We start from the raw sequence: 14,265 nt of genomic DNA on the forward strand, positions 1-14,265 counted from the left end.
CTTGGTCGCGGCTTGCTCGTGTGCGCTTTCCTGCGCACACGGCAAGACCGGGGTTGGGCGTCCTGCCCAACCCGCCCGAGGCATGCCTCGGGCCCATGCCGCTCACACCCCCTCAACCGGACCCACCCCGCCTTCGACAGACTTCCGCGATCTGTCAGAACTTGCAGCTGTTGGTGCCAGCTGCTGTTGGTGGGTGCCGACCGTTGGTCGGCACAGAGCGAAGCGATCGGCTCTTGATCTTCTTTTTTCTCTTCCGTGGCTGACCGCACACGGAAACTGTCAGGGGTCGGGCGGGTTGGGTTCGCGGGACCGCAGGCGCCATGGATGGCGCCTACGAGCCCCCAGGGATGGGTTTACGGCGTGTACCGCGAACCCAACCCGCCCGGCCCAGCTCACAATGCCAGTCGACCAACAGTCGACTTTACCCAACCGCCAGCCACGAGGGGCTCCGCCGTTGGCCGAAAACCCCCTCAGTCGTCCGCAGACACCGTCCGCCCCGACGCCCACTCGCGCAATGCCGCCACCTGCTCGGCCATCAACACCGACAACGGCCGCGTCGCGCGGATCTCGGTCATCAGCAGCTCGGTATCCAGCGGCCGCCCCTCGGCATGCGCCGAATACAGCCCCGCCACGATCGCCTGCTCGATCTCCGCGCCGGAGAACCCGTTCGCCGCCGCTGCCAGCGCCGGCAGCGCGAAATCATCCGCGTTGAGCTGGCGCCGGCCCAGGTGCAGCCGCAGCAGCTCCACCCGCACGTCCGGTGGCGGCAGGTCGACGAAGAAGATCTCGTCGAAGCGGCCCTTGCGCAGCAGTTCGGCCGGCAGCTCGTGCACCTGGTTGGCGGTGGCCACGATGAACACCGGCGCCTTGCGCTCGGCCATCCAGGTCAGCAGGTGGCCCAGCACGCGGCGCGATACGCCGCCGTCGTCGCCACCGCTGGCCAGGCCCTTCTCGATCTCGTCCATCCACAGCACGCACGGGGCCAGCTGCTCGGCCGAGGCCAGGGCCTGGCGCAGGTTGGCTTCGGTCTCGCCGTGGTACTTGTTGTACAGCGCGCCCACGTCCAGGCGCAGCAGCGGCACGCCGAAGCCGGCGGCGGTGGCCTTGGCCAGCATCGACTTGCCGCAGCCCTGCACGCCCAGCAGCAGCATGCCGCGCGGCGGGTCCAGGCCGGCCGGGGCGGAGCCGGCGATGAAGGCGACCCGGCGCTGGTTGATCCAGCGCTTCAGCCGGTTGGCACCGGCCACGTCGCCGAAGCGCGCGCTGTCATGTTCGAAGAACAGGTGGCCGCTGCGGTTGAGCAGCTCGAACTTCAGCCGCGCCAGCTGCGGCAGGTCGTCGTCGCGCAGCGCGCCGTCGGCATAGATCAGCTGGCGGGCGATGCGCCGGGCATCGACCAGGCTCAGGCCCTGCAGGTTCTTCAGGATCTTCTTGACCGCTTCGCTGTCCACTTCCACCCGGCGGCCGCCATGCTCGCGGGCATAGGCGTCGGCCTCTTCGCGCAGCATCTTCAGCAGGGCGTTGGCATCGGGCAGGCGCGGGTTGAAGCGCACCGCCAGCGCTTCCAGTTCGGCCGGCAGCTCGACCTTGGCGCCGATCAGCACCAGTACGTGCGGCTGGCTGTGACGGCGCTGGATCAGGTCGCGCAGCGCACGCTGGTGGCTGGCGTAACCGAGGTAGGGGTGGAAATCGAGCAGCAGGTAGATGCCGCGCTGTTCGGCCTGGCGGATCATCTGCAGGGCGGCGCTGGCGTCGGGCGGGCCGATCGCATCGTCCTCGCGCTCCAGGTCGATGCGGCGCAGGCCCTCGGTGATCGACCAGCGGTGCAGGGCACGCCAGACATGCATCAGCGTCTGCCGGAACAGTTCGACGATGCGACCCTCGTCCTGGGTCTCGATGACGATCAGGGGGGTGTTGGCGCGGATCAATGCGCTCAGGTCCTGCAGTTCGCTCATGCCGGTTCGATCCTTCGGGAGCGCAACGATAGCAAAGCCGATGCGGATTGATTCAGGCCGTCTCTACCTAACGTCACCATCGCCGGTGTACGCTCGGGGCACGTACCCGGAAGCGAGGCTGGCATGAAGACGATCCTGGTGGCCGGTTCCAAGGGCGGGGTGGGCAAGACCACCGTCGCCACCCACCTGGCCGCATACGCGGCATTGCAGGGCAAGGCCACGGTGATCGCCGACGCCGACCCGCAGGGCTCCAGCACCCGCTGGGCACAGCGCCGGGCCGGGCTGGACAGCGCGGTCCTGCCCATCGACGTGTACCGCAGGAAGCAGTGGGCGCAGAAGCTGCCCGACGGGACCGATACCGTCATCATCGACGCACCGGCCGGCGCACTGGCCGACGATATCCCCCATTTCCTCGACGCCGCCGATGCCGTGGTGGTGCCGGTGCTGCCCTCGGCGCTGGACATCGAAGCCATCGTCGGCTTCCTCAACAGCCTGGCGCAGAACCCGCGCGTGCACAGCCGCAAGCTGCCGGTGGGCCTGGTCCTCAACCGCACCAAGCCGTGGACCCAGACCTCGCAACAGGCCCTGCAGATGCTGGGCGAATGGCCGTACCCGGTGGTCGCCCAGCTGCGCGACAGCCAGAGCTACGTGGTGATGACCGGCCTTGGCCGCAGCCTGTTCGATTACCGCTCGGCCCAGGTGCGTGAGCACCAGGCCGACTGGGAGCCGCTGCTGGCCTGGTTGAAGCTGTGACGCGTACGTCACCCTTTGTGCTGCACCCTCACTTTCATGGAACCTCGCGATGCGTGAACTGATCCTGCTGCGCCATGCCCATGCCGAACCGGCCACCCCCGGCCAGGCCGACCTCGATCGGCCGTTGTCGCCGGTGGGTCTTGCCGAAGCCGAGGCGGCCGGCAAGTGGATGAAGGAAAACAACCTGCTGCCGGACTGCGTGCTGTGCTCGCCGTCGCGGCGTACCCGCGAGACCCTGGAAGCGGTGCTGGCAGCCATCGGCTACGTCGAGAAGCGCCTGGAAGACCGCATCTACGAAGCCACCCCCGGCACCCTGGCCGCGCTGGTGGATGAGCGCCGGGACCTGGACCGGGTGCTGATCGTCGGCCACAACCCCGGCCTGGAAAGGCTGGTGGCACTGATGACCGAAGGCACCAGCAGCGACTACCGGGGCATGCCGCCGGCGGCCGTGGCCGTGCTCGGGTTCCCGCGCGAGGCGGCGATCGAGCCGGGCGTGGCCAGCCTGAACGCCTTCTGGTGGCCGTGAGTCGATGATCCTGGCACGGCCCGGCCGCTGCCTGCTGCCGGTGCTGCTGGTCTGCAGCCCGGCCTGGGCTGCCCCTCCACCCCCCACGCCGCTGCCGCCGGTGGCGGCGCTGGCGTCGGCCGAGTCGTCGCGTGTGCTGTACATGGACCTGCAGCGCTCGCGGATCGGCTTCGAGGTGCGCACCCGCTTCGGCCAGCGCATCGAAGGGCTGTTCCCGCACTTCGAGGGACGCGTCGAAGTGCTGTCCGATGGCCGCCACCAGGTGCACCTGAAGATGTTCACCCGCTCGGTGGAGATCCCGGGCAAGGACCGCTACACCGGCTGGATGCGCGGGCCGGAGTTCTTCGATGCCGGGCGCTACCCGTCGGTCGAGTTCGATTCGCTGCCCTACTGGCCGGACACCGTCGGCAACGGCGGCGACATCCAGGGCAGGCTCACCCTGCGCGGGGTCAGCCACCCGGAAACCCTGCGGGTGGAGAAGGCGGAATGTTCCCGACCCGGCTATGATTGCGATGTCGTCAGCCGCGGTACCGTGCAACGAGGCCGGTACGGCATGGACAGCTGGCAGCTTGCCTTGAGTGACCGAGTGACCTTCGTACTGCGAGCCCGCCTGAGCGAGGCGCCGAAACCGTGAATCTCCTGCTGCGTGTACTGGCGCTGGCAACCGTGTTGCTAGGCAGTGGCTGCGCGTCGCTGTCCAACGCCGAGCGCGACCGTGCCCAGGCCATCGCCGTGCAGGCCCGTTCGACCCAGGTCGACTGCCAGCGTGCCGACCGCTGTGCGCTGGATTCGCCGTTGCGATCCCTGGCCGGTCGCGCATTCAGCGAATCGACCGAAGCGCAGCCGCTGCACTTCGCCACCCTGCTCGACGAAGGCGAGGGTGCCCTGGTCGCCCGCCTGAACCTGCTGCGCAGTGCCACCCGCAGCATCGACCTGCAGACCTACATCTTCGACAAGGACGACAGCGCCCGGCTGGTCATCGACGAGCTGCTGGCCGCCTCGCGCCGCGGGGTGAAGGTGCGGGTGCTGATCGACCAGCTCTCGGCGATCTCCGACCTGGAGATCCTCGGTGCCCTGTCCGGCGCCCACCAGAACTTCCAGCTGCGGGTCTACAACCCGACCTTCGGCAAGGCCCGGCTGAACTACTTCGACTATGCCGGCAGCGTGCTGTGCTGCTTCCGCCGCTTCAACCAGCGCATGCACAACAAGCTGCTGGTCATCGACGATGCGATCGGCGTGGTCGGTGGCCGCAACTACCAGGACGACTATTACGACTGGGACCGCGAGTACAACTTCCGCGACCGCGACGTGCTGATCGCCGGGCCGGAAGCGCGGGCGATGGCCGCCAACTTCGATGCGTTCTGGCGCGCGCCGCGCAGCGTGCCCGCCGAACGGCTGAACGATGTCGGCCGCACCCTGCTCAACGCCGGCGTGCCGGCCATGCCGCCGGCGCAGTTCCGCCGCCCCGAGCGGGTGGAACGGGTCAGCGAGGAAGCCAACGACACCGACTTCATCACCCGCTCGTTCGTCGATACCGCGCTGCCGGTGCACTCGGTGCGCTACGTGGCCGACCTGCCGCGCAAGCACCGCCGCGAGCGCGCCAGTGCGCCGCTGGCTGGCCAGCACGTTACCGAGCCGCAGCTGGACGCCCTCATTTCCGGCGCGCAGAAGGAAGTGATCCTGCAGACGCCGTACCTGGTGCTGTCCAAGCCGGCGCAGAAGCTGTTCCGCGAGCTGCGCAAGCGGCCCGAACCGCCGCGCGTGGTGGTGTCCAGCAACAGCCTGGCGGCCACCGACAACCCGATCGTGTATGCGCTGTCCTACAAGTACAAGCGGCGCAACATGCGCGAACTGGGCTTCAACATCTTCGAATACAAGCCGTTCCCGCTGGATGCGCCGGTCGACTACCGCAACCTGCTGCCCGACCCGCTGGGCAGTGGCGGCAGCACCGTGGGCGACGCGGGCGTGCGCAATCCGCTGATCGGCGGCAGCGCAGCCGGCAGCAATGCCGGCGGTGGCAACGACGATGCACCGTCAACGCCGGCCACCGCGGACAGCGACGGGCAGGGCGCCCGCCCGGCCGTGGAGCATCCGCGCCTGGGCAGCGCCTACGAGAACAGCCGGGCGCGCCGTCGTGCCGCCGGCAGTGAAGTGGAAACGCGCCTGCTGCGTACCGAAACGCGGCCCTCGTTCCTGGGCAGCAAGGCGGTCAACAAGCCGCTGCCGGTCACCCGCAAGGGCGCGCGCATGGGCCTGCATGCGAAGTCGCTGGTGGTCGACCGCCGCATCGGCGTGGTCGGCACCCACAACTTCGATCCGCGCAGCGAGAACTACAACACCGAAGGCGCGGTGATCATCGACGACCCGGTGTTCGCCGAGCAGCTGGCGCAGAGCATCCTGCGCGACACCCACCCGCAGAATTCCTGGACGGTGGCGCCGCGCGCCAAGCCGCCGGTGCTGTCGGGGCTGAACTACAGCGTGGGCAAGGCGTCCGAAGCACTGCCCATCCTCGATTTCTGGCCGTGGCGCTACGCCACCGACTACGAGTTCCAGCCCGGCGTGGACTGCCCGCAGCCGCTGCCGCGGCAGAGCCCGGATTTCCATCGCTGCTACGTGCCCGTCGGTGACTTCCCCGAAGTGAACGTCGGCCCGAAATGGCTGCTGGTGCGCATGCTGACCGCATTCGGCGCCGGCCTCGTCCCCATTCTCTGAAGGTGCTTGCATGACCCAGGTGTTCCGCGAAGCTGTTTCCATCGACCAGCTCAATGCGCTCAGCCGTGGTACGGCCATCGATACCCTGGGCATCGCCTTCACCGCCGCCGGTGATGACTGGCTGCAGGCCACCATGCCGGTCGACGAACGCACCCGCCAGCCGTACGGCATCCTGCACGGCGGGGCCTCGGTGGTGCTGGCCGAAACCCTGGGCAGCAGCGCCGGCAACCTCTGCGTGGATACCGGCAAGCAGGTCTGCGTGGGCCTGGAGATCAACGCCAACCACGTGCGCGCTGTGCGCAGCGGCACCGTCACCGGCACTGCGCGTGCGGTGCACGTGGGCCGCAGCACGCAGCTGTGGGAAATCCGCATCGAAGACGAACAGGGCCGGCTGGTGTGCATCTCGCGGCTGACCCTGGCGGTGGTGGCTGCAGGCCACGGCTGAGGCCGATGTCCGGGCTGCCTGCTCCCGCCGCGCTGCCGCTGCGGATCATCGCCAGCGGTGCCTGCCTGCCGCGCCTGCGGGTGCCGTCGCAGCACTTCGACCAGCGCTGGAACAAGCCGGACGGCTGGGTCGAGCGGCACAGCGGCGTGGCCAGCCGCGGCCATGCAGCGCCCGACGAGCGGGCCTCGTGGATGGGCGCGCAGGCCGCACGCCAGGCCCTGCAGCAGGCCGGCCTGGTACCCACCGACATCGACTGCATCATCTCCGCCTGCGGGGTGATGGAGCAGGCCATTCCCTGCCAGGCCGTGCTGGTGCAGCGCGCCCTCGGCCTGGGCGCCAGCGGCGTGCCGTCCTTCGACGTCAACGCCACCTGCCTGGGTTTCGTGGTGGCGCTGGAAATGGCCGGCAGCCTGCTGGCGCTGGGCCGCTACCGGCGCGTGCTGATCGTCTGCAGCGACATTCCCAGTGCCGGCCTCGACCCGGATGACCCGCTGACCGCGCCGTTGTTCGGCGATGGTGCGGTGGCGATGCTGGTCGAACGCGCTCGCGACGGCCAGGCCTCGGCGCTGCTGGCCACCCGCCTGCGCACCTATGGCGACGGTGCCGAACTGTGCCAGGTGCCGACCTGCGGCACCGGCATGCGCCTGTTCGACGATGTGGATGCCTACCGCGCAGCCCATCATTTCCAGATGCAGGGCAAGGCGCTGTACCGCGAAGCCGCGCGGCGCCTGCCCGGCTTCCTGCAGGATCTGCTGGACAGTGCCGGCACCTCGCTGGCCGCGTGCGATGTGATCGTGCCGCACCAGGCCAGCGGCCAGGCCCTGGATCATCTGCAACGGGTACTGGGCCTGCCGCCGCAGCGGCTGGTGCGCATCCTGCGCGAGCACGGCAACCAGCTGGCGGCGTCGCTGCCGATGGCCCTGCACCAGGCCCTGATCGACGGCCGCCTGCCGCGTGGCGGTCAGGCCCTGCTGATCGGTACCGGCGCCGGCCTGGCGCTGGGCGGCGCGGTGCTGCGCTACTGATGGCCAGGGTCCTGGTCACCGGCGCCAGCGGCTTCATCGGCCAGCATGTCGCGCTGGCGCTGGCGGCACAGGGCTGGCAGGTGCGCGGCAGCGGGCGCGATGCGCTGCGGCTGCAGGCGCTGGCCGCGCACGGTATCGAAGTGGTTGCTGCCGATCTTGCCGAGGACGCCCTGGCGCCGCTGCTGCAGGGCTGCGATGCGGTGGTGCACTGCGCGGCGATGTCGCAGCCCTGGGGAACGGCAGCCGCATTCCAGCGGGCGAACGTGCTGGCCACCACGCGCCTGCTGCAGGCCGCGCAGGTCGCCGGCGTTGCCCGCCTGGTCCACCTGGGTTCGCCCAGCATCTATTTCCGCTTCGCCGACCAGTACGGTCTGGATGAACGCTTCCAGCCGCCACGGCGCTGGATCACCGACTACGCCCGCAGCAAATGGGAATCGGAGCTGGCCGTGGCCGCAGCCGCACGCCAGGGGCTGCACACCGTGGTGCTGCGCCCGCGTGCGGTGTTCGGGCCCGGTGACCGCGCGATCCTGCCCCGCCTGCTGGCGGTGGCGGCCAGCGGCCGTTTCCCGCTGATCCATGGCGGCCGCGCGCTCATCGATGTCACCCCCATCGACGATGCGGTGCAGGCGGTGAGCCTGGCGCTGCAGTCGGACGCGCGCTGCAGCGGGCGCGCCTACAACATCAGCGCGGGCACCCCGCTGCACGTGCATGCGCTGGTCAACGGCCTGTTCGAAGCGATGGACCTGCAGGTGCGCCTGCGGCCGGTGCCGCGCACCCTGGCGTTGGCTGCGGCCGGTGTGGCCGAGGCCGTGGCCCGCCTGCGCCCGGGCCGCCCCGAGCCGCGCCTGACCCGCTATGGCGTGGGCGTGCTGGGCTACTCGCAGACCTTGGATATCAGCGCCGCGCGGCGCGACCTCGGCTACGACCCGCGCACCGGCGTGCAGGCCGCGCTGCAGGCCTTCGCCACGCACTGGAAGCAGCACGCCTGCAAGCAGCACGGGGGCAGCGATGGCACGGCTTGAGTGGGAGCTGATCGAGGCCGGCCACTGCGTGCACCCGCAGCGCGCCGTGCGCCAGGGGGCCAGCTGGCATCGCTGCGAATTCCCGGCGCTGGTGGCATTGCTGCGGCATCCGCAGCGTGGCCTCATCCTGTTCGACACCGGCTATTCGGACGCCTTCCTGCAGGCCACCGCGCGCCTCCCCGAGCGCCTGTACCGCTGGGTCACGCCGGTGCACCTGGGCCCGGGCCAGAGCGTGCGCGCGCAGCTGCAGCAGCGTGGCATCGGCGCGGCCGACATCGGCCTGGTGGTGCTCTCGCACCTGCACGGTGACCATGTCGGTGGCGTGCTCGATTTCCCTGACGTGCCGCTGCTGTGTTCGCGCGCCGCGTGGCAGGACCAAGCCGCGCGCGGGCGCCTGCGTGCGCTCAGCGTGGGCCTGCTGCCCGCGTTGACCCGCGATGCGGCGCCGCGCATGGGCTGGCTGGAAAGCCTGCCGGAGGTGGACCTGCCGCGTCCCTTCGATGCCTTCGGCCGTGGCCGCGACGTGCTGGGCGACCGCAGCCTGCTGGCGGTGCCGCTGCCCGGCCATGCGGTGGGCCAGCACGGGCTGCTGTTCGAAGGGGCCGATGGCCGCCCGGTGTTCCTGGTGGCCGACGCCGCCTGGTCCAGCGCCGCCATCACCGATGGCGTGCCACCACCGCGGCTGGTCACCGCACTGCTTGGCCACACCGGCACCTACCGGCAGACCCTGCAGCGGCTGCAGCAGACCCAGCGCCAGGTCAGCGACCTGCAGCTGGTACCGGCCCATTGCGGGCAATGGCGGCCTGCCGCGACCCCGTAGAGTCGAGCTTGCTCGACTGCTGCCGGGCCCGGGCAGTCGAGCAAGCTCGACTCTACGCCCCCAGCAGCCCCGCCAACAGGACACCGTGTTCCCGCCCATGGCCGCGGTCAATAGGACTTATGGCCAGAATCGGCTGGCAGCGGCTGCGGCCCTCCGGTATCGTGCGCGGATGACTTCCCCCACTCCGGCCCCCCGTGGCGGCGTGGCGCGTGTGTGCCGTTACCTGTACCGCGTACCGCTGCTGTTGGTCCACATCCTCGTGTTCCTGCCGTTGATCCTCATCGGCATGCTTCCGCCGTGGGGCGAACTGCGCGTGGGCGATGCCACCTTCGGCGCCAAGGTCGTCAACTGGTGGCAGGGCGGCCTGATGTGGATCTTCGGCTTCCGCCTGGTGCAGATCGGTTCGGCGCTGCCGGGCGCGGTGCTGTTCGTTGCCAACCACGTCAGCTGGGTGGATATCTCCATCCTGCACAGCCAGCGCATGATGGGCTTCGTCGCCAAGCGCGAGATCGCCAGCTGGCCGGTGGTGGGCTGGCTGGCCGCGCGCGGGCAGACCATCTTCCACCAGCGTGGCAACACCGAATCGCTCGGTGGGGTCATGCAGGTGATGGCCGACCGCCTGCGCGATGGCAAGGCGGTGGGCGTGTTCCCGGAAGGGCGTACCCGGGGCGGCCACGAAGTGGGCCCGTTCCATGCGCGCATCTTCCAGGCCGCGGTTGAAACCGGCGTGCCGGTGCAGCCGGTGGCCCTGGTCTACGGCGCCCATGGCGACGCGCAGACCATCGTGGCCTTCGGGCCGGGCGAGAGTTTCTTCGCCAATTTCCTGCGCCTGCTCGGTGAGCCGGCGCGACGTGCGGAAGTGCACTTCCTGGCACCGATCGGTGCACAGGACCTGGAAGGCCGTCGACGCATCGCGGAAACCTCGCGCGCGCGTATCGTGGCGGCGATGGGCGGGCAGTGAGCGTGCGGTGGCACTGATCCCGCCACCCCTGCTGGATGCCGGTACGCCGACGCTGCATGCGGCTGACTACCAGCCGCCGCGCTGGCTGCGCAATCCGCACCTGCAATCCATGCTCAGCTCCAGCCGCATGCGGCTGCAGCGTGGCCTGCTGCTGCTGGCCGCCACCGGTGCGGTCAGCGAAGAACTGATACTCGATGGTGGCGACGGCGTGCGCCTGCAGGGCTGGCACAGCTACGTCGAAGGCCGCGAGCCGAAGGGCATGGCCCTGCTGCTGCATGGCTGGGAAGGCAGCGCCGAATCCAGCTACATGCGCATGGCGGCCGCGCGCATGATCGACCAGGGCTTCGACGTGGTGCGGCTGAACTTCCGCGACCACGGCAATACCCATCACCTCAATCCCGGCATCTTCCACTCCAACCGCATCGACGAAGTGGTGCAGGCGGCCGGTGACATCGCGCGGCGCTGGCCGGACCTGCCGCTGGTGGCTGCCGGTTATTCGCTGGGCGGCAACTTCGTGCTGCGCCTCGCCCTGCGCGCCCCTGCGGCCGGCGTGCCGCTGCAGCGTGTGGCCTCGGTGTGCCCGGTGCTCGATCCGGCGCTGACCATGGACAGCATCCAGAGCGGCCCGGCGATGTACGACTGGTACTTCCGCCGCAAGTGGGCCGGCTCGCTGCGCCGCAAGCGCGACCTGTTCCCGGAACTGAGCGACTGCGACGACCGCGTGCTGAAGCTGGACATCCGCGCGCTGACCACCTGGCTGGTCGAGCGCCATACCGATTTCGGCACGTTGCAGGCCTACTTCGATGGTTACTCGATCGCCGGCGACCGCCTGTCCACCTTGCAGGTGCCGGCCGACATCCTGATGGCCCAGGATGATCCGGTCATTCCTTACGCCACCTTCCGCGACTGGCAGCTGCCGCAGCACGCGCGGCTGGAAACCGCCTGCTGGGGCGGCCACTGCGGGTTCCTGGAAAACTGGCGCGGCGACGGCTTCTCCGAACGATGGGTGGCCCAGCGCCTGCAGCGGGTGCTGGCGGGCTGAACCGGCACCGGCGCGCAGCCCGCTACAATGCGGGTTTGCCATTGAACCGGACTGCCATGCAAGACCAGATTCTCCAGGCCCTGCGCCAGAACGACACCGCACAGGCCGTGCAGCTGGCACAGGCGTGGGTGCACGATGAACCCGGCCAGGCCCAGGCCCACCGCTGGCTGGCGCTTGCGCTGCAGCAGCAGGGCCAGCCCGAGGCCGCGCAGGAACCCCTGCAGCAGGCGCTGCTGCTGGCCCCGGACGATGCACAGCTGCACCTGCAGCAGGCCGGCCTGCTGCTGGCCCTGCACCAGTTCGAGGGCGCCGACGAAGCGCTGCTGCGCACCACCGACCTCAACCCCAACGCCTTCGAGGCGTACCTGATGCAGGCCCATCTGGCTATTGGCCGCAACGACATCGACACCGCCGCACGCCAGGCCACGCTGGCCGCCAAGCTGCAGCCGGAGCATCCGGAAGTGCTGGCGCTGCAGGGCATGGTGGCCCTGTACCGCGATGACGCCGACCGCGCGCTGCAGCTGCTGTCCGAAGCCGCCCGGCAGATGCCCGACGATCCGCGCGTGCTGTACGCCCTGGGTTCGGCCTACCAGGCCAAGGACATGCTGGCCTTTGCCGAGCAGGCCTTCCGCCGCGTGCTCGACATCAACCCGAAGATGACCAGCCTGCACGGCCTGGTGGTGCAGCTTGCGCTGCGCCAGGGCAACGTCGAGGCCGCCCACCAGCAGCTGCAGCAGGCGCTGCAGGTGCCGGGCCTGGATACGCCGGCGCTGCAGCGCCTCGGTGCCGAGATCGCCCTGCAGGCCGACCAGCCGATGCAGGCGCTGGAGCAGCTGCGGCCGATGCTGAAGGCCAACCCGGGCGACCGCCGCGTGGTCGAGCTGCTGCTGGCCTGCTGGCAGCGCCTGGGCCGCGAGGAAGAAGCCCGCGCCGACCTGGACGAGGTGCTGGCCGAGCAGCCGCAGCTGCCGCATCTGTGGCTGGCACGCCTGGCGCCGGAAGGCTTCGGCAGCCCGGGCGCGATTGCCGTGGCTGATCGCTGGATCGAGGCCATGCCCGAATTCGTCCCGGCCCTGGAAGCCCGCCTGCGCCTGCATGAAGCGGCCGGCGAAGCGGACGCCGTGGAGGCCCTGGCGGCCCGCATCGTCGCGCTGGAACCGGGCCGCATCAGTGGCGAAACCCGCCTGGTCGGCGCGCTGCTGGCGCGTGACCCGGCCGCCGCCGTTGCCCACGTGCAGGGCCTGGTCGACGCGGTGCCCGAGTCCCGTCGCCGCGAGCTGCGCACCTGGCTGGGCGAGGTGCAGGACCAGGCTGGCCAGCCGCGCGAAGCGCTGCGCACCTGGCTGGAGCTGCATGCCGAGCAGAACGCCGAGCGCCTGCCGCTGCCGCCGCAGGCCAAGGCACCGCCGAGCTGGCCCGACCTGGGCGAGGTCGATGCCGAAAGCGCTGCCTCCGCACCGATCTTCCTGTGGGGCGCGCCGGGCTCGGGCGTTGAACGCGTGGCGGTCACCTTCGCCGGGGCGAGCCCGGTGATGCGCAGCGACCGTTTCGCGCAGACCCCGCCGGATGACGCGTTCCAGAACTACTTCACCCTGCAGAAGCTCGCTTCCGGTGACCTCAGCCCCGAGGGACTGGTGAGCGGCTGGCGTGACACGCTGCGCCAGCGCGGCGTGCAGAACGACACCGTCATCGACTGGCTGCTGTGGTGGGACAACGCCCTGCTGTGGTCGCTGCGCCCGCACCTGCCGCAGGGCCGCCTCCTGGTGGTGCTGCGCGACCCGCGTGACATGCTGCTGGACTGGATCGCCTACGGCGCGCCGGCACCGTTCGCGGTCAACAACGTGGCCGAAGTGGCCGAGTGGCTGGCGCGTTCGATGGCCCAGGTGGCGACGCTGCACGAGCAGGATCTGTACCCGCACATGCTGATGCGCATGGACGACGTGGGCGATGATCCGCGCGTGGTCGCCGGCATGCTGCAGGAGCTGTTCAACACCTCGATCCCGCCGGCCGAGCGCATCGGCCCGCCGCGTTTCCCGGCCGGCCACTGGCGCCGCTACACCGACGTGATGAGTGCAGCGTTCGATCTGTTGACCCCGGTCGCGGTGCGACTGGGCTATCCCGAAGCGTAAGGAGCCCCCCATGCAGCTGAGCAGCAACAGCATCACCGCCGGCGCGCCGATCGACCGCGAATTCGCGGCCGGTGATGCCGCTGGTTTCGCCCCGAACCGCAACCCGCACCTGGCGTGGAGCGGCGTGCCCGATGGCACCCGCGCGTTCCTGCTGGTGTGCGTGGATCCGGACGTGCCGACCGTGCCCGACACGGTCGGCCGCAGCGACATGACCGTGCCGCGCGACCAGCCGCGTTGCGATTTCGTGCACTGGGTGATGGCCGATATCCCGGCGTCGGTGCACGAGATCGCCGCGGGCAGCTGCAGCGATGGCTTCGTCGCCAAGGGCAAGCCGGCACCGGCCGGCCCGGCGGGCAGCCGCCAGGGCGTGAACGACTTCACCGGCTGGTTTGCCGGCAACCCGGACATGGCCGGTGATTATCTCGGCTACGACGGCCCGTACCCGCCGTTCAACGACGAGCGCGTGCACCGCTACTTCTTCCGCGTGTTCGCGCTGGACGTGGCGACGCTGGACCTGCCGCAGCGCTTCACCGCCGCCGATGCCTACCGCGCCATGCACGGCCACGTGCTGGCCGAAGCCACGCTGCACGGCACGTACACGCTGAACCCCGCGCTGTAACGGCAATCCGGTAACGCCGGCCGCTGGCCGGCGTTGCTTTACTACTTTCTGTAGAGCCGAGCCATGCTCGGCTGCTTTCCACACAATCGAGCATGGCTCGACTCTACAAAGGCAAGCCGACTAGCAGTCGGCTCTACCAAAGCAGCCAAGCAATTATCGGCATTCAGGGCTTGCACCCTCCGGGTAGAGCCGGCCGCTGGCCGGCTGCATCGTGGGGTCGCTGCTGAAACGAAGAAGGGCGGCCCTGTGGCCGCCC

General features: G+C 70.0%; 13 protein-coding genes. 12 read left to right on the top strand and 1 reads right to left on the bottom strand.

Going from position 1 to position 14,265, the window contains the following annotated elements; all coding sequences use genetic code 11:
- Positions 1-470: 470 nt before the first annotated feature.
- Positions 471-1,955, bottom strand: coding sequence for an AAA family ATPase (locus C1925_RS00705; protein WP_108767256.1), 1,485 nt, complete (start codon positions 1,953-1,955; stop codon positions 471-473).
- Positions 1,956-2,078: 123 nt separating this feature from the next.
- Between C1925_RS00705 and C1925_RS00710 the strand changes: the two genes are divergently transcribed.
- The 12 genes from C1925_RS00710 (at position 2,079) to C1925_RS00765 (ending at position 14,009) form a co-directional block, all read left to right on the top strand.
- Entirely contained in the window at positions 2,079-2,708 is a 630-nt protein-coding gene (locus C1925_RS00710) for a ParA family protein (RefSeq protein ID WP_108767257.1), read from the top strand.
- A gap of 49 nt (positions 2,709-2,757) precedes the next feature.
- The gene (locus C1925_RS00715; protein ID WP_108767258.1) at positions 2,758-3,234 is read left to right on the top strand and encodes a histidine phosphatase family protein; all 477 of its coding nucleotides are present in this window, start codon (positions 2,758-2,760) and stop codon (positions 3,232-3,234) included.
- 4 nt (positions 3,235-3,238) lie between these two features.
- Positions 3,239-3,868, top strand: a complete 630-nt coding sequence (locus C1925_RS00720; protein ID WP_108767259.1) for a YceI family protein — start codon at positions 3,239-3,241, stop codon at positions 3,866-3,868.
- Complete coding sequence (locus C1925_RS00725; protein WP_108767260.1) at positions 3,865-5,946, top strand: phospholipase D family protein; 2,082 nt, start codon at positions 3,865-3,867, stop codon at positions 5,944-5,946. Before C1925_RS00720 ends, C1925_RS00725 begins: the two co-directional genes overlap by 4 nt.
- 10 nt (positions 5,947-5,956) lie before the next feature.
- Positions 5,957-6,391, top strand: coding sequence for a hotdog fold thioesterase (locus C1925_RS00730; RefSeq protein WP_108767261.1), 435 nt, complete (start codon positions 5,957-5,959; stop codon positions 6,389-6,391).
- Between the two features lie 5 nt (positions 6,392-6,396).
- A complete protein-coding gene (locus C1925_RS00735; RefSeq protein WP_108767262.1) occupies positions 6,397-7,416 on the top strand; it encodes a 3-oxoacyl-[acyl-carrier-protein] synthase III C-terminal domain-containing protein in 1,020 nt (339 codons plus the stop codon).
- Positions 7,416-8,438, top strand: coding sequence for an NAD(P)-dependent oxidoreductase (locus C1925_RS00740; protein WP_108767263.1), 1,023 nt, complete (start codon positions 7,416-7,418; stop codon positions 8,436-8,438). Before C1925_RS00735 ends, C1925_RS00740 begins: the two co-directional genes overlap by 1 nt.
- Entirely contained in the window at positions 8,425-9,258 is an 834-nt protein-coding gene (locus C1925_RS00745) for an MBL fold metallo-hydrolase (RefSeq protein ID WP_108767264.1), read from the top strand. The genes C1925_RS00740 and C1925_RS00745 overlap by 14 nt, the downstream gene beginning before the upstream one ends.
- Positions 9,259-9,427: 169 nt before the next feature.
- Positions 9,428-10,219 (top strand): lysophospholipid acyltransferase family protein, encoded by a 792-nt coding sequence (locus C1925_RS00750; RefSeq protein WP_108767265.1) that lies wholly within the window; start codon positions 9,428-9,430, stop codon positions 10,217-10,219.
- 52 nt (positions 10,220-10,271) lie between these two features.
- Complete coding sequence (locus C1925_RS00755) at positions 10,272-11,261, top strand: alpha/beta fold hydrolase (protein ID WP_174213528.1); 990 nt, start codon at positions 10,272-10,274, stop codon at positions 11,259-11,261.
- A 56-nt stretch (positions 11,262-11,317) separates the two neighbouring features.
- Positions 11,318-13,390: a tetratricopeptide repeat protein gene (locus tag C1925_RS00760; protein WP_108767267.1), complete on the top strand. Its 2,073-nt coding sequence runs from the start codon at positions 11,318-11,320 to the stop codon at positions 13,388-13,390.
- Between the two features lie 10 nt (positions 13,391-13,400).
- Positions 13,401-14,009: a YbhB/YbcL family Raf kinase inhibitor-like protein gene (locus C1925_RS00765; protein WP_108767268.1), complete on the top strand. Its 609-nt coding sequence runs from the start codon at positions 13,401-13,403 to the stop codon at positions 14,007-14,009.
- Positions 14,010-14,265 lie beyond the last annotated feature (256 nt).

The sequence above is a fragment of the Stenotrophomonas sp. SAU14A_NAIMI4_5 genome (assembly GCF_003086795.1).
Lineage (GTDB): Bacteria > Pseudomonadota > Gammaproteobacteria > Xanthomonadales > Xanthomonadaceae > Stenotrophomonas.